Origin of the sequence: Streptomyces chiangmaiensis, assembly GCF_036281785.1 — a bacterium.
In the GTDB taxonomy this organism is placed as follows: Bacteria; Actinomycetota; Actinomycetes; order Streptomycetales; family Streptomycetaceae; genus Streptomyces; species Streptomyces chiangmaiensis.
The window spans coordinates 20,264-40,990 of sequence record NZ_JAYWVC010000058.1 but is presented as its reverse complement, the minus strand read 5'-3'; the positions used below and the strand labels follow the sequence as shown (position 1 = coordinate 40,990).

Here is a 20,727-nt window from a genome sequence, read left to right as displayed (position 1 = left end):
AGTGCCGAACCGAGCGTGCCTCGCCGGTCAGCCCTTCCAGCAGCGTCTGACCCTGCCGTCCACGACCTCGAAGTTCAGCCGTCCGACGCGGTACTCCATGGTGATGATCGCACCCGGTGGAAGGGAGCGGACCGTGCTCCAGCCACGCTCGTGGGCGAGCCGCTCGGCCCGGTCGGCCGCCAGGCCGACATACGCCTTCGGAGAGTCGTCGGGTTCGGCTCCGGGGGTGGGAATAGGTGCCATGCCGCCACGTTAGGCCGCGGTCCCCCGCCGTGGAAGTCCAGAGCCGCCACTCATGTCACGTATCCCTCTCCGGTCACGCTTCTGTCACAGAATCACGACACGCGTTTCGGCCTCGACACCGTCACAGGTACGGGGGCGTTCCGCGTTCGGTCGGCACCCCCTCGAACGCAATTCGGAGTCGGTTCGCCCGTCACCGGAAGGCCTTCGAATAACCCACCGATAGGCAGTGCGCAGTCCACCTGCCGACTCATTCCATTCCGATTTCAAGACGAGCATGACACCCGACTGTGCATAAGAAATACACGGGTCCGGCACAGAATCCCCTAGCCGCGCGAGCTGGCCGGCTCCGGCCCACCGGCTCGCCGCGAGCCCCGCTCGAGCGCCCGGGACAACCGGTCCCGCGCCGTCGTCATCTTCTCGGTCAGTTCGGCGGGCTCCAGCACCTCGAACTCGAAGCCGATCATCATCACGTGAATCACCATCACGTCGAGGTTGGCAGCCCCGGTGCGCAGCAGGCAACTGCCGTCGGTCTCCGCCTCCAGGGTCCCCGCCGACGGCGAGATCCGCTCGGCCGCTTCGTGCAGGGGCACCAGCAGCCGTACGACGGCCTGCGCGGCGTACGCACCGGTGGAGACGCCCTTCGACACATACGCGGCCAGGTCCTCGGCCGGTGGCGTCCGCGGAGCGAAACGCGGTCCGTGCGGCGGCTTCGGGGTGATGCGGTCGACGCGGAACGTGCGCCAGTCGTCGCGGTCGACGTCCCAGGCGACCAGATACCAGCGACGCTCGGTGCACACCAGGCGATGCGGCTCGACCGTACGGCGGGTCGGGGCGCCATCGTGGTCCCGGTACTCGAAGCGCAGCCGCTCCGCGTCGCGGCACACATGGGCGAGTTCGGTGAGGACGGACGGGTCGACGGCGGACGACCGGCGGTGCAGCATCGGCACGGTGAACGCGTTGAGGGCGCCCACCCGGCGGCGCAGCCGGCCCGGCAGGACCTGTTCGAGTTTGGCCAGGGCGCGGACGGAGGTCTCGCCGATCCCCTCGATGCCCTGCCCGGCGGCGGTGCGCAGGCCGACCGCCACGGCGACCGCCTCGTCGTCGTCCAGAAGCAGCGGCGGCAGTTCGGCCCCCGCACCGAGCTGGTATCCGCCGCCGGTGCCCGGACTGGCGTTGACGGGATAGCCGAGCTCGCGCAGCCGGTCCACGTCCCGGCGCACGGTGCGCGGACTGACTCCGAGGCGCTCGGCGAGGTCGGCTCCGGACCATTCGCGGTGGGCCTGGAGCAGGGACAGCAGGCGCAGCAGTCGTGCCGAGGTCTCCAGCATGGTCCCGAGTCTGCCAGCCCTTGCGGACAGTGACTGTCCGCGGTCAGCCCGGTGGGCCCACGGCGCTGCACTGCCGGTAGCGGCCCTCCGCGCACGGAAAGATCCGCGCGGGCTTCCCCAGCTCGCCGTGACCTCGGTCGGGGCCGTCGGCCCGCAGGTCGACCAGGGACCGCAGCCGGATGCGCGGGTCGGGTGCGAAGACGGGCTCGTCGCGATGGCGGAAGACGGAGACGATCCTCGGCCGCGAGACGCACCAGGGTTCGCAGGCCGGCTGCGGTACGTCGAAGCAGATGGTGTTCAGGTCTCCCTGGTCGACTCCAGCCCTTCGCGTCCTCCCAGCGTGCCACGGAGAGGCGGCTCCTGCGCGTCGTCGGGGCCCTCCGGGCCCCGTCGACGACCGGTTGCTCCCCCGCCGCTCCGGGGCGCTCTCCGCCGGCGAGCAGCGCAGGCCCGCGCCACCCCGTGCCCTGCCCGTACACGCGCATGGTGCTGGTCGGCGGGCCCGCCCTGGGGCCACGGGCCGACGGCCGGCCGGAAACGCCGTCGGGCCCCGGCGTCGCGACGCCGGGGCCCGACGGGCGGGCACGGTCAGAGTTCGAGCCGCTGCCCGGGCACGATCAGGTCGGGATCACCGCCGATGACCGCCCTGTTGCGCGCGTAGAGCCGCTCCCAGGTGGTCCCGTGCCGCTCGGCGATACCGCTCAGGGTGTCGCCGCTGCGGACGGTGTAGTCACCACGGGACGAGCCACGACCCGTGTGTCCCGTCGAGCGCTCCGGTGCCTTCGCCGGCTGCTTCGACGGAGCCGACTCGGTGGTCGCGGAACCCGACGACGACCTCGTGGCCGCCTGGTGGCCGACGGTGCCGGGCGCACTTCCGTAGGCTCCGGCACGCGCCGAGCAGACGGGCCATGCGCCCCATCCCTGCGCGTGCTGCACCTTCGTGGCCACGGCGATCTGTGCCTCCCTCGAGGCCTGGTCGGCGGTCGGTGCGTGGGTCGTGCCGCCGTACGCGCGCCAGGTGCCGGCGGAGAACTGAAGTCCTCCGTAGTAGCCGTTGCCGGTGTTTATGTGCCAGTTCCCGCCGCTCTCGCACTGGGCGATGCGGTCCCACACCCCGCCGTCGGCCGCGGCGGCGTTGCCGGTCGTGGCCAGCAGTGCCAGCGGGGCGAGCAGTGCCGCTCCGGCCAGGACCGCCGTCGTACGGGTTGTGCGGGCCTTACGGGTGTCATCGGCACATGCAGACATGTAATTCCCTCTCCACATACCCGGGATCCCCCAAGGCGGGACGCGCCGGCCACGCATGGAACGCGGTCGTCGCGCGCCGCCCCGTCCACCGGAAGTGGTGCTGCGCGCCGACTGCGCGGCGCGGCCGGTGGACGAACCCGGGCGGTGCTCGTTGCACACGGCGGAGGAATGTAGGGAGATCGGCCGCCCGATATCAACCAACTCCTTGTCATTCCAGGCCAGTTCGACGTTACCCGAGGTATCAGCGATTTTCGGCCACCCACTTCATTCGCTGATTTCCGGATTTGTCGACCGAGCCCTCCCGCGATCTGTGAGTCACTTCACGGAACCAACTCCCTTTTACATCGGGGTAGTTGACATGGAGTAACGGATTCCGCAGGCATGTTCACCCAGCGCATCGGATGGTTCGATTCCGTTCGCTCCCGAGCGTGACTCCGGCCACAGATCGCCCGTTGTCATCTTCATGAGCCGGGGACCCCCGGACTCATGGGCCGGGAGCCACCCGGCACCGCCAGGTACCACATCCCGAGGGAGCCACCCGTGCCGCGCATGCTCGACGTCAGCGACGACGTACGCGCCGAGATCGGCGACGAAGAAGCCGACCGGCTGCTCGCCGGAGACAACGCCCCGGGCAGTTACGACTGCACCTCCTGCCGCACTCCGGGCGACTCCGAACAGGAGCGCACCAGCACCGTCCTGTTCATCGGCGAGGAGACCGCCGTCCTCGCCTTCGCCCACGCCACCTGCCTGCCCTCCCAGGTCGTCCAGGTCACCGAGGAGCAGTTGCAGGGCGCCGTGCGCTCCATCACCGCCGAGGAGGGGTTCGGCACGGCCGCCCCCGAGCAGGCCGTGCTGGGCGTCACCAGCGGACTCGTCCTGATCGCCGGGGAGTTGCACCCGGCGCTCGTCGTGGAGCCGACCGCTCCCATCGTGCGCCCGGGCTCGACGGGCGACGGCGACGACTTCCTGCCCCTCCTCATCGAGCAGGGCTTCATGCCGCTGACCGTCATCGAGTCGGTGCCGCCCGTGCTGCACGGCTGGTCGGTGCTGCTCGCCATGGGCCAGCTGCACGCCGTGCTGCAGCCCGGTACGAACGGCGGTCAGCAGGTCGCCTGGTGGCAGGCGCACCAGCCGCTCCAGGTCACTGAGGGGTGGCGAGCAGCCGCCAACAAGCACCAGCAGGTGCTGATGTTCGCGGCGCCGGTCGGCTCGATCGGCCGGCAGCCGCGGGAGGATCTGCTGCGCGACGCGCTGGACAAGGCCGCGGCGAACGGCAAGCTCGTCGCCGCGGCCGTGCCTCTGGCGGGGACCTGAGCCTCGGAGCGGGCCCGGAGCGGGGCGCGGGTGGGCTGCGGTCGGCCGCAGTTCCCCGCGCCCCCGTCAAGGCCCTGCAGGCCGCGCACAAGGCGCGGGTGGACCCGGGCCGAACCCGCGTTTCGCCGCGCCCGGACGCACCGCGCCTCCGGCCGCGCGCGGTGTCTCCTGAAGCGGACCAATCGACCGCATCCCTTGGGCGACGGGGTCGTTGGCACCTACGTGCACGCATATGACGTCCCCCGCCGCCAGTCCTATCAGCCGGCCCCCTCCGGGCGAGCGGACCAGGACTCCACCGGTGGCTCATCGGCCACGCCGATCTACGACGCGCTCTACGACGAGTACGTCAGGTCCTTCCGGGCCTTCCCCGGCGACCGCAGCGGCGAGGAGGACATGGCCTTCACCGCCTTCTCCAACTCCCCGCAGAGCACAGGCTCGTACGGCACCGGGACGTATGCCTCACGCCATGGAGCCCCTCAGCACGCGACCGGTCACCTGGCCGCCCAGCACGGCCACTCGCCCGCGGCGAGCGACGTCTGGCAGCAGGTGGCGCGGCACGCCAGGGGAATGCACCACGTCCCTGCGTTGCCGCCCGCTCCACGCAGGGGGCTCTGAGCCGGACAGGGGTGAGGGGCGGTCCCGTCGGGGCCGCCCCTCACCCGTGTCGCGATGTCCCTCGCCTCACTTCTTCTTGCCGCGCTTCTCACGCACGCGCACCGAGAGATGGATCGGCGCACCTTCGAAGCCGAACTCCTCACGCAACCGCCGCTCGATGAACCTGCGGTAGCCCGCCTCGATGAAGCCGGAGGCGAAGAGGACGAACCGGGGAGGCTTGGTGCCCGCCTGGGTGCCGAAGAGGATGCGCGGCTGCTTGCCGCCGCGGACGGGATGCGGGTGCGCGGAGACCAGCTCGCCGAGGAAGGCGTTGAGGCGGCCCGTCGGCACCCGGGTCTCCCAGCCCTCGAGCGCGGTCTCGATCGCCGGGACCAGCTTCTCCATGTGCCGTCCGGTGCGTGCCGAGACGTTCACCCGCGGCGCCCAGGCGACCTGTCCGAGCTCCGTCTCGATCTCACGCTCCAGGTAGTAGCGGCGCTCCTCGTCGAGCGTGTCCCACTTGTTGTAGGCGAGGACGAGCGCACGGCCCGCCTCCACCGCCATGGTGACGATGCGCTGGTCCTGGACCGAGATGCTCTCGGAGGCGTCGATCAGGACGACGGCGACCTCGGCCTTCTCGACCGCGGCCGCGGTGCGCAGCGAGGCGTAGTAGTCCGCGCCCTGCTGAAGGTGGACGCGCTTGCGGATGCCCGCCGTGTCGACGAACTTCCAGGTCCTGCCGCCGAGTTCGATCAGCTCGTCGACCGGGTCACGGGTGGTGCCGGCGAGTTCGTTGACGACGACGCGCTCCTCGCCCGCGACCTTGTTCAGCAGCGAGGACTTGCCGACGTTCGGACGGCCGATGAGGGCGATGCGGCGCGGTCCGCCGATCGCGGTGCCGAAGGTCTGGGCGGGCGCCTCGGGCAGCGCCTCCAGGACGGCGTCCAGCATGTCGCCGGTGCCGCGGCCGTGGAGGGCCGAGACCGGGTGGGGCTCACCGAGGCCGAGGTTCCACAGGTATGCCGCGTCGGCCTCGCCGCTCGGGCCGTCGACCTTGTTGGCGGCGAGCACCACGGGCTTACCGGCCTTGCGCAGCAGCCGGACGACCGCCTCGTCGGTGTCGGTCGCGCCGACCTTGGCGTCGACGACGAACACGACCGCGTCGGCCGCCTCGATCGCGTACTCGGCCTGGGCGGCCACCGAGGCGTCGATACCGAGGACGTCCTGCTCCCAGCCGCCGGTGTCGACGACCTTGAAGCGGCGGCCCGCCCACTCGGCCTCGTAGGTGACGCGGTCGCGGGTGACGCCGGGCTTGTCCTCGACGACCGCCTCACGGCGGCCGATGATCCGGTTCACGAGGGTCGACTTGCCGACATTGGGACGGCCGACGACGGCGAGCACGGGGAGCGGGCCGTGTCCTGCCTCCTCGATGGCGCCTTCGACGTCCTCGAGGTCGAAGCCCTCTTCCGCGGCGAGCTCCATGAACTCCGCGTACTCGGCGTCGCCGAGCGCCCCGTGCTCGTACTCGTGCTCGGCCGAGCCGTCGGGCTGGATCTGGTCGTTCATGAAGTCCGTACCTCGTTCATCGTGGTGATCGGTGGAGCACCGCACGCGGTGATCCACTACTCGAGTGTCGCCTAGCGCCCGGTGAGGCGCCTGGCGTTTTCCAGGTGCTCGGTGAGCTGCTTCTGGATGCGCACGGTCGCCTCGTCCAGCGCCCTGCGCGTGCGCCGCCCGGTGCCGTCGCCCGCCTCGAACGGGTCGCCGAAGACGACGTCGATGCGGCTGCGCAGCGGAGGCAGCGCCTTTATCAACCGTCCGCGCCGCTCGGCGCTTCCCAGCACCGCGACCGGCACGATCGGCGCTCCGCCGCGGACCGCGAAGTAGGCGAGCCCGGCACGCAGCGAGGCGAAGTCGCCCTCGCCCCGGGTGCCCTCGGGGAAGATGCCCAGAACTCCCCCGTTCTCCAGCACGCCCAGTGCCCGGGTGATCGCCGTGCGGTCGGTAGTCGTGCGGTCCACCTCGAGCTGGCCGATCCCGGTCAGGAAGGCACCGAGCGGGCCGATGAACGCCTCCTTCTTGATCAGGAAGTGTGTCGGCCTGGGCGCCACACCCATGACCATCGGCCCGTCGATGTTGTGGGAGTGGTTGACCGCGAGGATCGCCGGACCGGACGCCGGAACCTTCCAGGCGCCCAGGACGCGCGGTGTGAACAGCCCGTACATCACGGGGACGCCCAAGCGCCGCCCGACTTCGACGCCCCGCTCGGAGGGAGCCTCGCTCACTTCGCCGCCCGCTTCTCCTCGACGAGGGTGATGACGCACTCGATGACCTGCTGGAGCGTGAGGTCGGTGGTGTCCACCTCGACCGCGTCGTCCGACTTGGCGAGCGGAGACGTCGTGCGATTGGAGTCGGCCGCGTCCCGCTTGATCAGCGCCTCGCGGGTGGTGTGGATGTCGGCGCCCTTGAGCTCACCGCTGCGGCGGGCGGCACGCGCCTCGGGAGAGGCGGTGAGGAAGACCTTCAGGTCGGCGTCGGGCAGTACGGTGGTCCCGATGTCGCGGCCCTCCACGACGATGCCCGCCTCCGCCGACGCGGCGAGGGAACGCTGCAGCTCGGTGATCCGGGCCCGCACCTCGGGCACCGCGCTGACCGCGCTGACCTTGGAGGTGACCTCCTGACTGCGGATCGGGCCGGACACGTCCACGCCGTCCACCGTGATGGTGGGCGCCGAGGGGTCGGTGCCCGAGACGATCTCCGGCTTGCCCACCACCGCCGCGATCGCCGTCGGGTCCGTTATGTCGATGTTGTTGTTCGCCATCCACCACGTGATCGCCCGGTACTGGGCGCCGGTGTCCAGGTAGCTCAGCCCGAGGTGCGCGGCCACGGCCTTCGAGGTGCTCGACTTGCCCGTGCCGGAGGGGCCGTCGATGGCGACAATCACTGCCGGGGCGGTCCGGGCGGCGCCGTTTTCCACGGTGAGGACACCTTCCTGGTGCGGGGTGGTGGGTGCGTGCGGGACGCACGGGCGCCCCGCACAAGGTTACTGGCTCGCCGGACCTGGTATGACTGGCCTTCCCCTCGCGCTACTGGCGGATCGTCCAGCCCCGCTCCCGCAGCGCCGCGCTGAGCACCGGGGCCGCCTTCTGCTCCACCATCAGCTGGACCAGACCCGCCTGCTGCCCCGTGGCGTGCTCGATGCGGACGTCCTCGATGTTGACGCCCGCCATGCCCGCGTCCGCGAAGATGCGGGCCAGCTGGCCCGGCTGGTCGCTGATGAGGACGGAGACGGTCTCGTACGCCCGCGGCGCGTTGCCGTGCTTGCCGGGCACCCGGACCTGGCCCGCGTTGCCCCGGCGCAGCACGTCCTGGATCCCGTCGACGCCCTCGCGCCGCTTGGCCTCGTCGGAGGACTGCAAGGCGCGCAGGGCCTGTACGGTCTCGTCGAGGTCTGCGGCGACCTCGGAGAGCAGGTCGGCGACCGGACCGGGGTTCGCGGACAGGATGTCGATCCACATCCGGGGGTCGGAGGCGGCGATCCGGGTCACGTCCCGGATGCCCTGCCCGCACAGCCGTACGGCCGCCTCCTCGGCGTCCTCCAGGCGCGCCGCGACCAGGCTGGAGACCAGGTGGGGCATGTGCGAGACGAGCGCGACGGCCCGGTCGTGGCCGTCGGCGTCCATCACGACCGGCACCGCACGGCAGTGCGAGACCAGCTCCAGGGCGAGGTTCAGCACCTCGGTGTCGGTGTCCCGCGTCGGGGTGAGCACCCAGGGGCGGCCCTCGAAGAGATCGCCGGTGGCGGCCAGCGGTCCGGACTTCTCACGGCCGGACATGGGGTGCGTGCCGATGTACTGCGACAGGAGGACCGGGTCGAGGCCGAGTGCCTCCAGTTCGCGGCGCGGGCCGCCCTTGACGCTGGCCACGTCGAGGTAGCCGCGCCCGAGACCGCGCCGCATGGCATCGGCGAGCCCGGCGGCCACGTGCGCGGGCGGGACCGCGACGATCACCAGGTCGACGGGGCCGTCGGGCTCCTCGTCGGTGCCGGCGCCGAGGACGGCCGCCGTACGGGCCTGCTCGGGGTCGTGGTCACAAAGGTGCACGGTGACACCCCGGGCGGTCAGCGCCAGGGCCGCCGACGTGCCGATCAACCCCGTACCGATGACGAGTGCGGACCTCACTGGGCGATGTCCTTGCGCAGGGCGGCGGCGGCACCGAGGTAGACGTGCACGATGCCGACGCGCGGCTTGTCGGACTCGATGTGGGCGAGGATGCGGACGACCCGGGGCATCGCGCCCTCGACGTCCAGCTCCTGGGCGCAGATCAGCGGCACGTCGACGATACCGAGCTTGCGGGCCGCGGCTGCCGGGAAGTCGCTGTGCAGATCGGGCGTGGCAGTGAACCAGATGCTGATCAGCTCGTCGGTGGTGAGGCCGTTCCGCTCCAGGACGGCGGTGAGCAGGGCGCCGACCTGCTCACTCATGTGCCCGGCCTCGTCCCTTTCCAGTTGGACGGCTCCCCGGACCGCTCGTAGCGCCACGGTGATGCTCCTCGCTGATGTACGGACACCTCTGGTCACACCAGCGTAGTCAGCCCGGAACGCACTCCGGCGCGGCGCCCGTCCGGCAAGACGCACCGCGCCCCGGTGAGCGTGTCCCCGAATGGGGGCCGGATCATCGGCTCACGCGTCCCAGAGGGCCCCGAGCGCCTGAAGTTCTCCCCCGTACTCGATGCGGTCCGCCCACTCCCGGGGCCAGGCCTCGGCGCCGAGGTGGGCGCCCGCGAAGGCTCCCGCGAGGCACGCGATCGAGTCGGAGTCACCGGAGGTGCAGGCGGCCCGGCGCAACGCGGTGACGGGCTCGTCAGGGAAGAGCAGGAAGCACAGCAGACCGGTGGCGAGGGCCTCCTCCGCGATCCACCCCGCGCCCGTCGCCAGACAGGGGTCGGTCTCGGGCGACACGGTCGCCACGGCCCCCTTGAGGCGTTCGAGGATCTCCAGGCACTCGTCCCAGCCGCGGGCGATGAAGTGCTCCGGTGTGGGGTCCTGGGCGCGGGTCCACAGATCGCTCAGCCACAGCTCGTGGTAGCGGCTCCGGTTCTCGTACGCGTACGACCGCAGCAGCCCGACCAGTCCGGTGGGCTCGGCGCCCTGCGCCAGCAGCCGTATCGCGTGGGCGGTGAGATCGGAGGCGGCGAGCGCCGTGGGGTGGCCATGGGTGAGCGCGGCCTGCAACTGGGCGGCCCCGGCGCGTTGTTCGTCGCTCAGCCCCGGTACGAGCCCGACGGGCGCCACCCGCATGTTGGCCCCGCATCCCTTGGAGTCGATCTGGCTCGCCTCCTGCCAGGGCCGTTTCTCGTCGTTCAGCAGGTTGCAGGCGACGAGGCAGGTCCGGCCGGGTGCCCGGTTGTTCTCCGGGGAGTGGTACCAGCCGACGAACTCCTCGCGCACCGGCCGCTCCATCCGCTTGGGCGCCAGGAGCCCGCGGTCCATGGCCGTGCGCAGCCCGCGCCCGAGCGCCAGCGTCATCTGTGTGTCGTCGGTGACGATCGCCGGCCTCGGCAGCCCCATCTCTCGCCAGGGGCCGCACTTGGCGAGGATCGACGGCACGTCGCTGAACTCGGTCGGGAAGCCGAGGGCGTCACCGAGGGCGAGCCCGAGCAGGGATCCGGTGGCGGCGTGCTTGGCGAGTGCGGTGGCGGTCATGAGGGCCGTCCTTCCGTGGCGGGGCGGAGCAGGGGCGGGTGCAGGGCGGTGGCGGAGCCCGCGCGGTAGAGCGCGGCGGGCTTGCCGCGACCGCCGGTCAGCCGGGCGGCGCCCGGGACCGGCTCGACGAAGCCGGGGGTGGCGAGGACCTTGCGCCGGAAGTTGGGACGGTCGAGCGCGGTGCCCCAGACGGTCTCGTAGACCTGCTGCAGCTCCCCCAGGGTGAACTCGGGCGGGCAGAAGGCCGTGGCGAGGCAGGAGTACTCGAGCTTGGCGCCGACCCGATCGCGGGCGTCCGCGAGGATCCGGTCGTGGTCGAAGGCCAGCGGCCCGGCTGCGTCGTACGGCAGCCAGCGGGCTTGTGCCGCGTCGCCGCCGCCGTGCGGCTCGGGAGGGTCGGGCAGCAGGGCGGCGAAGGCGACGGAGACGACCCGCATGCGGGGATCGCGGCCGGGATCGCTGTAGGTACGCAGCTGCTCGAGGTGGAGCCCGGAGACGTCCGCGAGGCCGGTCTCCTCGGCGAGCTCCCGCCGGGCGGCGTCCTCCGCGGACTCCTCCGGCCTCACGAAGCCGCCGGGGAGCGCCCAGCGTCCCGCACAGGGTTCCTGTCCGCGTTCGACGAGCAGGACGTGCAGCCGGCCCGCCCGAATGGTGAGGACGGCCAGGTCGGCGGCGACGCCGAAGGGCTCGAAGGCGTACTTGTCATAGCCCGGCACGGCCCCCATGACCCCCACCCCCTTTATGGTCGATCTGACTCTAAAGGCAGGCGATGGCGGCGCACAAGAAGAAGGCCGGTTCCCGTCACCACGGGAACCGGCCACTTCGATGAGCCAGGGGCGCTGCGAAAGGGCGGCGGCTAGAGGTCGACTTCCTTCATCAGCATCCCGACCTCGGTGTTCGACAGCCGGCGCAGCCAGCCCGACTTCTGGTCGCCGAGGGTGATCGGGCCGAAGGCGGTCCGCACCAGCTTGTCGACCGGGAAGCCGGCCTCCGCGAGCATGCGGCGCACGATGTGCTTGCGGCCCTCGTGCAGCGTCACCTCGACGAGGTAGTTCTTGCCGGTCTGCTCGACCACCCGGAAGTGGTCCGCGCGCGCGTACCCGTCCTCGAGCTGGATGCCGTCCTTGAGCTTCTTGCCGAGGTCGCGCGGGATGGGGCCCACGATGTGCGCGAGGTAGGTCTTCTTCACGCCGTACCTGGGGTGGGTCAGCCGGTGGGCCAGCTCACCGTGGTTGGTGAGCAGGATGACACCCTCGGTCTCGGTGTCGAGCCGGCCGACGTGGAACAGCCGTGTCTCACGGTTGGTGACGTAGTCCCCGAGGCACTGGCGCCCCTCCGGGTCCTCCATGGTGGAGACGACACCGGCCGGCTTGTTCAGCGAGAAGAACTGATACGACTGGGTGGCGACGGTCAGCCCGTCGACCTTGATCTCGTCCTTCTCCGGGTCGACCCGGAGCCCCTGCTCGGTGACGATCTCCCCGTTGACCTCGACCCTGGCCTGCTCGATCAACTCCTCGCAGGCCCGGCGGGAGCCGTAACCCGCGCGCGCGAGCACCTTCTGCAGACGCTCGCCTTCCGCCTCGGCGCCCGGGAAGGTCTTGGGCGGCTTGAGGTCCTTCTTGTCGGCATACCGCTCGCGGTTGCGCTCCTCGGCGCGGGCCTCGTACTCACGCGAGCGTGCCGGCGCCGTGCGACCGCCGCCACGCGGCTGCGCCTGCTTGGGGCCGCCCTTGGCCCCGCCGCGCGCGGTGCTGCCGCGCCCGGACTTGGGGCCGTCCGTGGAGGCGCCGGGGCCCACGTCGTAGCGGCGCTCCTCGGGGCGGGGCTTACGGGGACGGCCCTGACCCTGCCTCTCGTCCCTGCTGTTGCCGGCACCGCGGTAGTTTCCGCGCCCGCCGTTCCTGCCGCTGCCGCTGCTTCGCATCAAAATTCCGTCGTCGTGTTCGTCGTGTGATCGCCGTCCGCGTCCGGAGCGTCGAGAGCGTCCGGGTCGAACGACGGAACGCCCTCCTGGGTCTCGGCCTCGATCGCCTCCGCCTCCGGGAGGAAGGGCGCGAGTTCCGGTAGCTCGTCCAGGCCACGCAGGCCCATCCGCTCCAGGAAGTAGTTCGTCGTCGTGTACAGGATCGCACCTGTTTCGGGTTCCGTGCCCGCCTCCTCGACCAGACCCCGCTGGAGGAGGGTGCGCATGACCCCGTCGCAGTTCACTCCGCGGACCGCCGAGACGCGGCTGCGGCTGACCGGCTGGCGGTACGCGACCACCGCCAGGGTCTCCAGGGCGGCCTGGGTGAGGCGGGCCTGCTGACCGTCCAGCACGAAGCGCTCCACGGCCGGGGCGTAGGCGGCCCGGGTGTAGAAGCGCCAGCCGCCCGCGACGAACCGCAGCTCGAAGCCGCGACCCTGCACGGTGTACTCGTCCGCGAGCTCGCGCAACGCGTCGGCGATCTGCCGCCGGGGCCGCTCGAGGATCTTCGCCAGATGCTCCTCGGTGGCGGGCTCGTCCACGACCATGAGCACGGCCTCCAGGGCGGGCTTGAGGTCGAGGCCTGCGACCGCGTCCAGGCCTGTTGGAACCTCGGCGATCTCCTCGCTCACGCCTTCTCCTCCGTCTTCGTGCCGCTCTTGCCGGGATCCGCCTTGGTGCCGTTCTTGTCGGGATCCTCGGGCGGCCGGTCGAACTCGTCCGTCACCACCGGGGCGTCGTCCCCCTCCCCGCCGGTCCAGCGCACCAGCAGCTCGCCGAGAGCGGCCTCCTGCTCCAGCGCCACGGCCTTCTCCCGGTACAGCTCCAGCAGCGCCAGAAAGCGTGCGACGACCGTGAGGGTGTCGTCGGTGTCCGCCACGAGCACACGGAAGCTGGCCTCGCCGAGTTCCCGCAGCCGTGCCACCACGATCCCGGCCTGCTCCTGCACGGAGACCAGCGGGGCATGGATGTGGTCCACGTAGACCTGCGGTTTGGGTTTGGGCTGCATCGCCTTGACGGCGAGTCTGGCGAAACCCTCGGGTCCGATACTGATGACGACCTCGGGCAGCAGCTCGGCGTGCTGGGGTTCGAGGCCGACGGTGCGGGGGTAGCGCCGGGCCTCGTCCTCGGTCCGCCGGTTGAAGATCTCGGCGATCTGTTTGTAGGCGCGGTACTGGAGGAGCCTCGCGAACAGCAGATCGCGGGCTTCCAGCAGCGCGAGGTCCGCCTCGTCCTCGACCTCGGCGGCGGGCAGCAAACGTGCCGCCTTGAGGTCGAGCAGGGTCGCGGCGACCACGAGGAACTCGGTGGTCTCGTCCAGGTTCCAGTCCGGCCCCATCGCCCGGATGTGCGCCATGAACTCGTCGGTCACCTTGGACAGCGCGACCTCGGTGACATCGAGCTTGTGCTTCGAAATCAGCTGAAGCAGGAGATCGAACGGGCCCTCGAAGTTCGACAACCGGACCTTGAAGACGCCGCCATCGGGCTCCGAACCGTCCGAAGACTCGACGCGGGCGTCCGGCGCATCGACAGACCCGACGCGGGCGTCCGCCGCATCGGCCGGGGTGGCGGGCCTCGGCACGGCCGCGAGGACCAGGTGCGCCGGCTCGGCGATCGCTTCCCGGCCCGGCTCGGCCTCCTCACCCGGAGTCGCGAGGGCCGCGGGCGGCTCGGGCGACACGGATCCCGGTCCAGCACCGGTCACACCCACGGGCTCCGGCCGACGCCCGGCCGCCCCACCCGGCGCGCCGTGCACGCCGCGCTCCTCGGGCACCGCTGCCGACCCGGAACCGTCCCCGGCAGGGCGGCCGTCAGCCGACGACTCCTCGGGCTCGGGCCGGCGCCTCGCTCCGGGTTCCCCGAACGCGGTGTCCGGCGCGGGGCCCGCGCCGGTCGGTGCTTCTCCGGTCTCGCCTTCGGAGGCGTCCGCGCCACCGAGCGCGACCGGCTCCTCCTCGACGGCGGGCGCGACAGGCGCAGCCCCCGGCCCGCGTCCCAGCGCGCGCCGACGGCCGGCCGGGCCGGTGGTGGAAGTGGAGCCGTCGTACGAGGACATAGCCGTCGCAGGCTACCTGCTCACCGTCCCCGCAGCCGACGCACGAGGATACTGGCGTCCCCCCGGGACTCCAGATCCGCCAGCACCACCGCAACCGCCTCACGCACGATCCGCCCGCGGTCGACCGCGAGCCCGTGCTCGCCCCGGAGCACGAGACGCGCGTGCTCGAGGTCCATCAACTCCTCCGCGGACACGTACACGGTGATCTTCTCGTCGTGCCGCTCACGCCCACTGGGCCGCCGCCCGGCCGCACGCCCCCGCTTGCGCGGCTGAGGGGCGGCAGAACCTTCCTGCGACGCCGCCTGGCGCCGCGCGGGCCGCTCCGCGGCAGCGGACCGCGTACGGGACTCCCCCGCCTCCGTATCGACCACGTCCGCCGCGACGTGCTCGTCGCCCTCACCGTCGCCGCCCTGCACGGGCACCGACGGCGGCGCGTCCTCCGTCGCGGCCGCAGGATCGCTCTCGCCCGCGGGAGCCGGCACCCGGGCCTCGCCGTTGGCCTGGCGCCTGGGGGTGGACGCCTGGAGCGCCATTCCCCCGGTGGTACGAAACAGTTCGTCGGCCCCGGGCAGACTCACTCGGCGTGACACCGGGCGAGCACCTCCCTGGCGAGCTGGCGATAGGCGGCGGCACCGACGGAGTTGGAGGCGTACGTGGTGATGGGCTCACCGGCGACCGTGGTCTCCGGGAAGCGCACGGTCCGGCCGATGACCGTGTGGTAGACGTGGTCGTCGAACGCCTCGACGACACGCGCGAGGACCTCACGGCTGTGCACGGTCCGGGAGTCGTACATCGTGGCGAGGATGCCGTCGAGCTCCAGCTCCGGGTTGAGCCGCTCCTGGACCTTCTCGATGGTCTCGGTGAGCAGCGCGACACCACGCAGCGCGAAGAACTCGCACTCCAGCGGCACGATCACCTTGTGCGCGGCGGTGAGCGCGTTCACGGTGAGCAGGCCGAGCGAGGGCTGACAGTCGATCACAATGTAGTCGTAGTCGGGCATCAGCGGCTTCAGCGCACGCTGGAGCGTCGACTCTCGCGCGACCTCCGACACCAGCTGGACCTCGGCCGCCGACAGGTCGATGTTGCTCGGCAGCAGGTCCATGTTCGGAACCGCGGTCTTCAGCAGGACCTCGTCCGCGGACATGCCCCGCTCCATGAGCAGGTTGTAGACGGTGAGGTCGAGCTCCATGGGGTTGACGCCGAGGCCCACGGACAGCGCGCCCTGCGGGTCGAAGTCGACGAGCAGCACCCGGCGGCCGTACTCCGCGAGCGCGGCACCCAGATTGATGGTCGACGTCGTCTTGCCGACGCCGCCCTTCTGGTTGCACATCGCGATGATCTTCGCCGGGCCGTGGTCGGTCAGCGGGCCGGGGATCGGGAAGTACGGCAGCGGGCGCCCCGTCGGGCCGATGCGCTCGCGGCGCTGGCGGGCCGCGTCGGGCGCGAGCGTGGCCGCGTACTCGGGATCGGGCTCGTATTCCGCGTCGGGGTCGTAGAAGTGCCCGTCGGGCAGTTCGTCGTAGTCGGCGAAGTGGTTGTGGACCCCGCCACTTCCGTTGCCGGCCATGGCGTTCACGTGTTGGCCATCCAAGCTCTGATGTGCTGTCTGAGTCAGGCGGGGGCTCTGGCTCTGGTGGGCAGCGAAGGTACGGACAGCGACGGAGCCGACAGCCTCGAGCCCCGTGGGGCCCGTGCCCCGCGCAGGCGTTCCTGGTTGACCACCCCCGGGAGTAAATGTCGACTCATTCACAAGTCGTCTTACCTCCTTGGTGACCAGGGAACTTCTAGATAGGTCAGCGTGGCACCATGCCGACGGTTGGCGACTCTATGGCGTGTCGGCGGTCCGCAGCAACACAATCCGCCGGACCCGGCCCGATGTGTCGGCAATGAAACATCCCGCTGTCAAGGGCGTCCAGGCACCGTTCGCCAGGTTTCACCGGTGTGCGAAACGGTTAAAAGGTTGCGTTCGAGGCGAGTTGAACGAGTGTCGCAAAGTGACCATACACACATCCGGCCGGACCTTGTCGGGCAAGGTCCGGCCGGATGCGAGGCGTTGACGAGGTGTGCTGACCAGTCGCCTGGTGGCCCCGGGACAGCGGGCCCGGGCCGCGGCGCGCCTAGCCGAGCAGGGACTCCAGGTCCACGTGGTCCAGCCCGTGCGCCTCGGCGACCTCCTTGTAAACCACCTGGCCGTCATGGGTGTTGAGGCCCTTGGCCAGCGCGGCGTCGCGACGCAGCGCCTCGACCCAGCCGCGGTTGGCGAGCTCCACGATGTAGGGCAGCGTGGCGTTCGTCAGTGCGTAGGTGGAGGTGTTGGGGACGGCGCCGGGCATGTTGGCGACGCAGTAGAAGACCGACTCGTGGACCTTGAAGGTCGGCTCGGCGTGCGTGGTCGCCCGGGAGTCCTCGAAGCAGCCGCCCTGGTCGATCGCGATGTCGACAAGGACACTTCCCGCCTTCATCCGGGAGACCAGCTCGTTGGTGACCAGCTTCGGGGCCTTGGCGCCCGGGATGAGGACGGCGCCGACGACGAGGTCGGCCTCGAGGCAGGCCTTCTCCAGCTCGAAGGCGTTGGAGACAACGGTCTGGATCTTCGTGCCGAAGATCTTGTCCGCCTCCTTGAGCTTGTTGATGTCCTTGTCGAGCAGGGTCACGTGGAAGCCCAGGCCGATGGCGATCTGAGCGGCGTTCCAACCGGACACGCCACCGCCGATGATGACGGCCTTGCCGGCCGGCACACCCGGGACACCACCGGGCAGCACACCGCGGCCGCCGTTCGCCGCCATCAGGTGGTAGGCGCCGACCTGCGGGGCCAGCCGGCCCGCGACCTCGGACATGGGAGCGAGCAGCGGGAGCGCACGGTTCGGCAGCTCGACCGTCTCGTACGCGATGGCCGTGATGCCGGACTCCAGGAGGGCGTCCGTGCACTCCTTGGAGGCGGCCAGGTGCAGGTAGGTGAAGAGGATCTGGTCCTTGCGGAGGCGGTGGTATTCCTCCGCGACCGGCTCCTTTACCTTCAGCAGCAGGTCGGCGGCGGCCCAGACCTCGTCGGCGGTCTCCAGGATCTGCGCGCCGGCGCTGATGTACTCCTCGTCCGGGATCGAGGAGCCGACACCGGCGTTCCGCTCGACGACGACCTGGTGACCGTTGCGCACCAGCTCGTGCACGCCGGCGGGGGTGATGGCCACCCGGAACTCGTTGTTCTTGACCTCGCGGGGGATGCCGACCTTCACGTCGATCACGGTCCTTGGCTCAGAGATGTGGGGCACTGCAAGACACACCCGGACATGCAGGGGCATATCGGGAGGCACCGCAGGAGAATGTGCGGCAGAGCCAGTCTAATAAAGGCGTTCCCCGTGTCTAGCCTTTCATTACATCAATCTTCAGCTGATGTACTGCGGATTTCGTAGGCATTGCTGCCCTGCTCCGGCTCTGCTCTGTCCTCGTGGCGCTCCTCACCCAGCATGCGCTCGGCCGTACCGCGATGCAGACGCGCGGCCGCCGGGTCGCCGAGGCGGTCCAGCGTGTCGGCCAGTCTGAGCTGCAGCGCCGCCTGGAGCCGTACATCTCCGGCACGGAGCGCCCACTCGACCGCCTCCTGGCAGGTGCGCAGGGACTCCTCGGGCCGTCCGGCGTATTCCTGGACCCGGGCCAGCTCGCTCAAAGCCCGTGCGTGAGCCGCCACATCACCGCTTCTGCGGTGGCCGGCGACCGCCGCGCGCCAGTTGCGCTGCGCCTCGCCGTAGCGGCCCGCGTAGGTCTGGACGGCGGCGAGGCGGCCGTAGAGCCGGGCGGTGTCCGCTCGCTCGTCGCGGGCGAGTCGATGAGCGAGCGCCCGGCCGTACCAGTCGGCGGCCCGGTCGTAGTCCCCCAGCTCCTGGTGGGTGCCGGCTACGGATTCCATCGCGCGGCTCGTCGCATACGGGTCGCTCGCCCGCCGTGCGGCGTCCAGCGCGGCCCGGTACCGGGCCAGTGCCTCCGTCGTGCGGCCTGTCCCCACGTCCAGGTCCGCGAGATTCAGCAGGGCCGCCGCCTGCTCGCGGGGCAGGTCGCGGCGCACGGCGACGTCGAGGACCAGCCGGTGGATGCCATACAGCTCGGGGGCGGCGGTCCGAGTGCCGAAGTGCGCGACCATGGCTCTCACCAGCGCGGCCATGAGACGACGGGCCAGCGTGTCCAGCTCGCCGTCGGCGACCGCGAGCCGGGCCGCGGCCAGCAGCGCGGGCTGCCGGACGCGCAGCCAGTCCTCGGCCGCCCGGGGACTCGAAAAGCGCAGGGCCCTGGGCAGGTCGGCGAGCTTCTCGCGGGCCTGCGGGCTGTCGGTCTCGGTGATCGCCCGGCAGGACTGAAGCAGCCGTACGGTCCGCTCCAGCATCCGCGCCCGGGCCAGCCGGAGTTCGGCAGGACGGTCCTGGCTCTCGCTGCGGGCACGGAGCAGAGGGTGCAGACAGCCGGGGACCTCGAACTGCGACAGGGCGGCGTCCACGCGGCGCAGGAAACCGAGAACCACGAAGTCGTCGAGGACGGCACGGGCGTCCTCCACCGAGCAGCCGGCCAGCGCGGAGGCCGTGTGCGGGTCGACGAGGCCGACGGGAGCGAGGGAAAGCAGGCGCAGCATCCGCTGGGCGGTGCCCGGCAGTCCCGCGTACGCGAGGCGGAAGACCCGGGCCAGCGCCGGCCCCTCGTCGCCCTCGGCGCGCAGCTGCTTGGCCAGGTCGGCGACACCGGCCTTGGGGCGGGCGCCCAGCCAGCCGCCGGCCAGGACGAGCGCGGCGGGATGCCCGGCGCACTCCTCGACGAGCCCCTCGGCAGCGCGCGGGTCGACGGTGACGCGCACCGATCCGGTGTGGCGGGTGAGCAGCTCCAGCGCGGACTTGGTGTCCAGTCCACCGAGCGTGCAGGGGCGCACGTCCGCGATCCCGGTCAGCGGCCCCTTGGAGACGGCGACGACGAGGCAGCCGGGCGTGTCCGGCAGCAGCGCGTCGACCTGCTCGGCGGCCACCGCGTCGTCGAGCAGGAGCAGCACCCGGCGCCCGGCCAGGCCCTCGCGCAGCGCCTGCGCCAGGTCGTCCTCGTCGGAACCGGCCGGCGCCGGCAGGCCGAGGACCGTGAGCAACGCGCGGGCGGTGCGCTCGGTCGGTACGGGAGTGCCGTCGGGCTCACTGAGACGGGCGCGCAGCACCCCGTCCCGGTAACGGTGTGCGACCTGGCGCACCAGCTCCTCGGCGAGCCCCGTGCGTCCGAAACCGGGGCGGCCGGCGATGAGCAGCACACGGGCGCGGGGCGCCTTGCGGCCGGAGAGGGTGTCGAGGCCCGCGCGTTCGATGTCGATCAGGAGTTCCTTCAACTCCCGTGTGCGGCCGAGGAACTGACCGTCCGCGGCGGCGGGACGCCGGTCGCCCTCCGACAGCTCGACGCCGCCTGTGTCCACCGCCTGATCCGCCACGGGCCACGCTCCCGTCCCACTGCGCACACGGGCCCGCCGGGCCTTGGGGCGGGTCGTTTCCAGAGCCTAGTTCACGCTCTGCGACGATCCCTGCGGAGCACGACAGGCACATCCCCCGATCGGATCAGGCGATCGTACGACCGGCACCGCCGAAGTGGGGTCAGGCCCGCGAACGGGCCGGCCCCTCGCCTCCTCAGGCCTCGAACGGCCGAGCGGGCCACGGCGCCTCGGCCGGGCGCAGGGCGTCCAGACCGTCGCCGTTCTGCGCGGCGACCAGCGAGAGTACGCCGACCACGAGGCAGTTGTTGTGCAGGTCACCGGCCAGCACGCCGCGCACGAGGTCCTGGACCGGCACCCGGGCCAGCTCCATGTCGGCCTCCTCGTCCTCCACCTCGAAGCGCTGCCCCTCGGCCTCGGACAGATCCCGGGCGAGGAAGATGCGCACCGCCTCGTCGCAGCCGCCGGGCGTGGTGTAGACGTCGGTCAGCACGCGCCAGTCCTCGGCCTTGACGTGTGCCTCCTCGTACAGCTCGCGCTGGGCGGCGTGCAGCGGGTTCTCACCGGGAATGTCGAGGAGTCCGGCCGGGATCTCCCAGAGCTTGTGGCGCACGGGGTGGCGGTACTGCCGGATGACCAGCACACGGCCCTCGTCGTCCAGGGCGAGAACGGCCACCGAACCGGGGTGCACCTGGTAGTCGCGGCGGGCGACCGATCCGTCGGGCATGACCACGTCGTCGGTGCGGACGGAGGTCTTCTTGCCGACGAACGGGGTCTCACTCGCCCTGACCTCCCACTCCTCGGGGGTGTCCTTGATCGTCATGTCGCCCTGTTCCT

Annotated in this window: 20 protein-coding genes and 1 pseudogene; 2 read left to right on the top strand and 19 right to left on the bottom strand. The window is 71.4% G+C overall.

Annotated features, from left to right (window positions below; translation table 11 throughout):
* Positions 1-27 precede the first annotated feature (27 nt).
* The 4 genes and pseudogenes from VXC91_RS18850 to VXC91_RS18835 all read right to left on the bottom strand — a co-directional run bounded on the left by VXC91_RS18850 (position 28) and on the right by VXC91_RS18835 (position 2,816).
* The gene (locus tag VXC91_RS18850) at positions 28-243 is read right to left on the bottom strand and encodes an I78 family peptidase inhibitor (protein ID WP_329508440.1); all 216 of its coding nucleotides are present in this window, start codon (positions 241-243) and stop codon (positions 28-30) included.
* Between the two features lie 323 nt (positions 244-566).
* Positions 567-1,571, bottom strand: coding sequence for a helix-turn-helix transcriptional regulator (locus tag VXC91_RS18845; protein WP_329508439.1), 1,005 nt, complete (start codon positions 1,569-1,571; stop codon positions 567-569).
* Positions 1,572-1,629: 58 nt separating this feature from the next.
* Positions 1,630-1,806: pseudogene (locus tag VXC91_RS18840) on the bottom strand (glycosyltransferase family 4 protein); the annotation flags it as partial.
* A 353-nt stretch (positions 1,807-2,159) separates the two neighbouring features.
* Positions 2,160-2,816 (bottom strand): LysM peptidoglycan-binding domain-containing protein, encoded by a 657-nt coding sequence (locus VXC91_RS18835; RefSeq protein WP_329508438.1) that lies wholly within the window; start codon positions 2,814-2,816, stop codon positions 2,160-2,162.
* A 540-nt stretch (positions 2,817-3,356) separates the two neighbouring features.
* Between VXC91_RS18835 and VXC91_RS18830 the strand changes: the two genes are divergently transcribed.
* Positions 3,357-4,130 carry a hypothetical protein gene (locus VXC91_RS18830; RefSeq protein ID WP_329508437.1) on the top strand — a complete coding sequence of 258 codons (774 nt, stop codon included), beginning with the start codon at positions 3,357-3,359 and terminating at the stop codon, positions 4,128-4,130.
* 222 nt (positions 4,131-4,352) lie between these two features.
* Positions 4,353-4,745 (top strand): hypothetical protein, encoded by a 393-nt coding sequence (locus tag VXC91_RS18825; protein WP_329508436.1) that lies wholly within the window; start codon positions 4,353-4,355, stop codon positions 4,743-4,745.
* Between the two features lie 66 nt (positions 4,746-4,811).
* On the opposite strand, the gene der is transcribed toward VXC91_RS18825, so the two are convergent.
* The 15 genes from der to VXC91_RS18750 all read right to left on the bottom strand — a co-directional run bounded on the left by der (position 4,812) and on the right by VXC91_RS18750 (position 20,713).
* Positions 4,812-6,290: a ribosome biogenesis GTPase Der gene (gene der, locus VXC91_RS18820; RefSeq protein ID WP_329508435.1), complete on the bottom strand. Its 1,479-nt coding sequence runs from the start codon at positions 6,288-6,290 to the stop codon at positions 4,812-4,814.
* A 71-nt stretch (positions 6,291-6,361) separates the two neighbouring features.
* Complete coding sequence (locus tag VXC91_RS18815) at positions 6,362-7,009, bottom strand: lysophospholipid acyltransferase family protein (RefSeq protein WP_329508434.1); 648 nt, start codon at positions 7,007-7,009, stop codon at positions 6,362-6,364.
* Positions 7,006-7,701, bottom strand: coding sequence for a (d)CMP kinase (cmk, locus tag VXC91_RS18810; RefSeq protein ID WP_329508433.1), 696 nt, complete (start codon positions 7,699-7,701; stop codon positions 7,006-7,008). The genes VXC91_RS18815 and cmk overlap by 4 nt, the downstream gene beginning before the upstream one ends.
* A gap of 109 nt (positions 7,702-7,810) precedes the next feature.
* Positions 7,811-8,905 (bottom strand): prephenate dehydrogenase, encoded by a 1,095-nt coding sequence (locus tag VXC91_RS18805; RefSeq protein WP_329508432.1) that lies wholly within the window; start codon positions 8,903-8,905, stop codon positions 7,811-7,813.
* Complete coding sequence (gene aroH / locus VXC91_RS18800; protein WP_329508431.1) at positions 8,902-9,264, bottom strand: chorismate mutase; 363 nt, start codon at positions 9,262-9,264, stop codon at positions 8,902-8,904. Before aroH ends, VXC91_RS18805 begins: the two co-directional genes overlap by 4 nt.
* Positions 9,265-9,405: 141 nt before the next feature.
* Positions 9,406-10,428: an ADP-ribosylglycohydrolase family protein gene (locus VXC91_RS18795; protein ID WP_329508430.1), complete on the bottom strand. Its 1,023-nt coding sequence runs from the start codon at positions 10,426-10,428 to the stop codon at positions 9,406-9,408.
* Positions 10,425-11,153 (bottom strand): NUDIX hydrolase, encoded by a 729-nt coding sequence (locus tag VXC91_RS18790; protein ID WP_329508429.1) that lies wholly within the window; start codon positions 11,151-11,153, stop codon positions 10,425-10,427. Before VXC91_RS18790 ends, VXC91_RS18795 begins: the two co-directional genes overlap by 4 nt.
* 131 nt (positions 11,154-11,284) lie before the next feature.
* Complete coding sequence (locus VXC91_RS18785; RefSeq protein ID WP_329508428.1) at positions 11,285-12,352, bottom strand: pseudouridine synthase; 1,068 nt, start codon at positions 12,350-12,352, stop codon at positions 11,285-11,287.
* Positions 12,352-13,023, bottom strand: coding sequence for an SMC-Scp complex subunit ScpB (gene scpB, locus VXC91_RS18780; protein ID WP_329508427.1), 672 nt, complete (start codon positions 13,021-13,023; stop codon positions 12,352-12,354). Before scpB ends, VXC91_RS18785 begins: the two co-directional genes overlap by 1 nt.
* Positions 13,020-14,147, bottom strand: a complete 1,128-nt coding sequence (locus tag VXC91_RS18775) for a segregation and condensation protein A (RefSeq protein ID WP_408057410.1) — start codon at positions 14,145-14,147, stop codon at positions 13,020-13,022. Before VXC91_RS18775 ends, scpB begins: the two co-directional genes overlap by 4 nt.
* A gap of 320 nt (positions 14,148-14,467) precedes the next feature.
* Positions 14,468-15,037 carry a hypothetical protein gene (locus VXC91_RS18770; RefSeq protein ID WP_329508426.1) on the bottom strand — a complete coding sequence of 190 codons (570 nt, stop codon included), beginning with the start codon at positions 15,035-15,037 and terminating at the stop codon, positions 14,468-14,470.
* Entirely contained in the window at positions 15,022-16,197 is a 1,176-nt protein-coding gene (locus VXC91_RS18765) for a ParA family protein (protein ID WP_329508425.1), read from the bottom strand. Before VXC91_RS18765 ends, VXC91_RS18770 begins: the two co-directional genes overlap by 16 nt.
* Positions 16,198-16,564: 367 nt before the next feature.
* Entirely contained in the window at positions 16,565-17,689 is a 1,125-nt protein-coding gene (ald, locus tag VXC91_RS18760) for an alanine dehydrogenase (RefSeq protein WP_329508424.1), read from the bottom strand.
* Positions 17,690-17,823: 134 nt separating this feature from the next.
* Entirely contained in the window at positions 17,824-19,893 is a 2,070-nt protein-coding gene (locus tag VXC91_RS18755) for a tetratricopeptide repeat protein (RefSeq protein ID WP_329508423.1), read from the bottom strand.
* Positions 19,894-20,086: 193 nt separating this feature from the next.
* The gene (locus tag VXC91_RS18750; RefSeq protein ID WP_329508422.1) at positions 20,087-20,713 is read right to left on the bottom strand and encodes an NUDIX hydrolase; all 627 of its coding nucleotides are present in this window, start codon (positions 20,711-20,713) and stop codon (positions 20,087-20,089) included.
* Between the last annotated feature and the right edge of the window lie 14 nt (positions 20,714-20,727).

Coding starts and splice junctions, on each gene's coding strand:
- VXC91_RS18850 (WP_329508440.1), bottom strand. CDS start 243: ATGGCACCTATTCCCACCCCCGGAGCCGAACCCGACGACTCTCCGAAG.
- VXC91_RS18845 (WP_329508439.1), bottom strand. CDS start 1,571: ATGCTGGAGACCTCGGCACGACTGCTGCGCCTGCTGTCCCTGCTCCAG.
- VXC91_RS18835 (WP_329508438.1), bottom strand. CDS start 2,816: ATGTCTGCATGTGCCGATGACACCCGTAAGGCCCGCACAACCCGTACG.
- der (WP_329508435.1), bottom strand. CDS start 6,290: ATGAACGACCAGATCCAGCCCGACGGCTCGGCCGAGCACGAGTACGAG.
- VXC91_RS18795 (WP_329508430.1), bottom strand. CDS start 10,428: ATGACCGCCACCGCACTCGCCAAGCACGCCGCCACCGGATCCCTGCTC.
- VXC91_RS18790 (WP_329508429.1), bottom strand. CDS start 11,153: ATGGGGGCCGTGCCGGGCTATGACAAGTACGCCTTCGAGCCCTTCGGC.
- VXC91_RS18785 (WP_329508428.1), bottom strand. CDS start 12,352: ATGCGAAGCAGCGGCAGCGGCAGGAACGGCGGGCGCGGAAACTACCGC.
- VXC91_RS18750 (WP_329508422.1), bottom strand. CDS start 20,713: ATGACGATCAAGGACACCCCCGAGGAGTGGGAGGTCAGGGCGAGTGAG.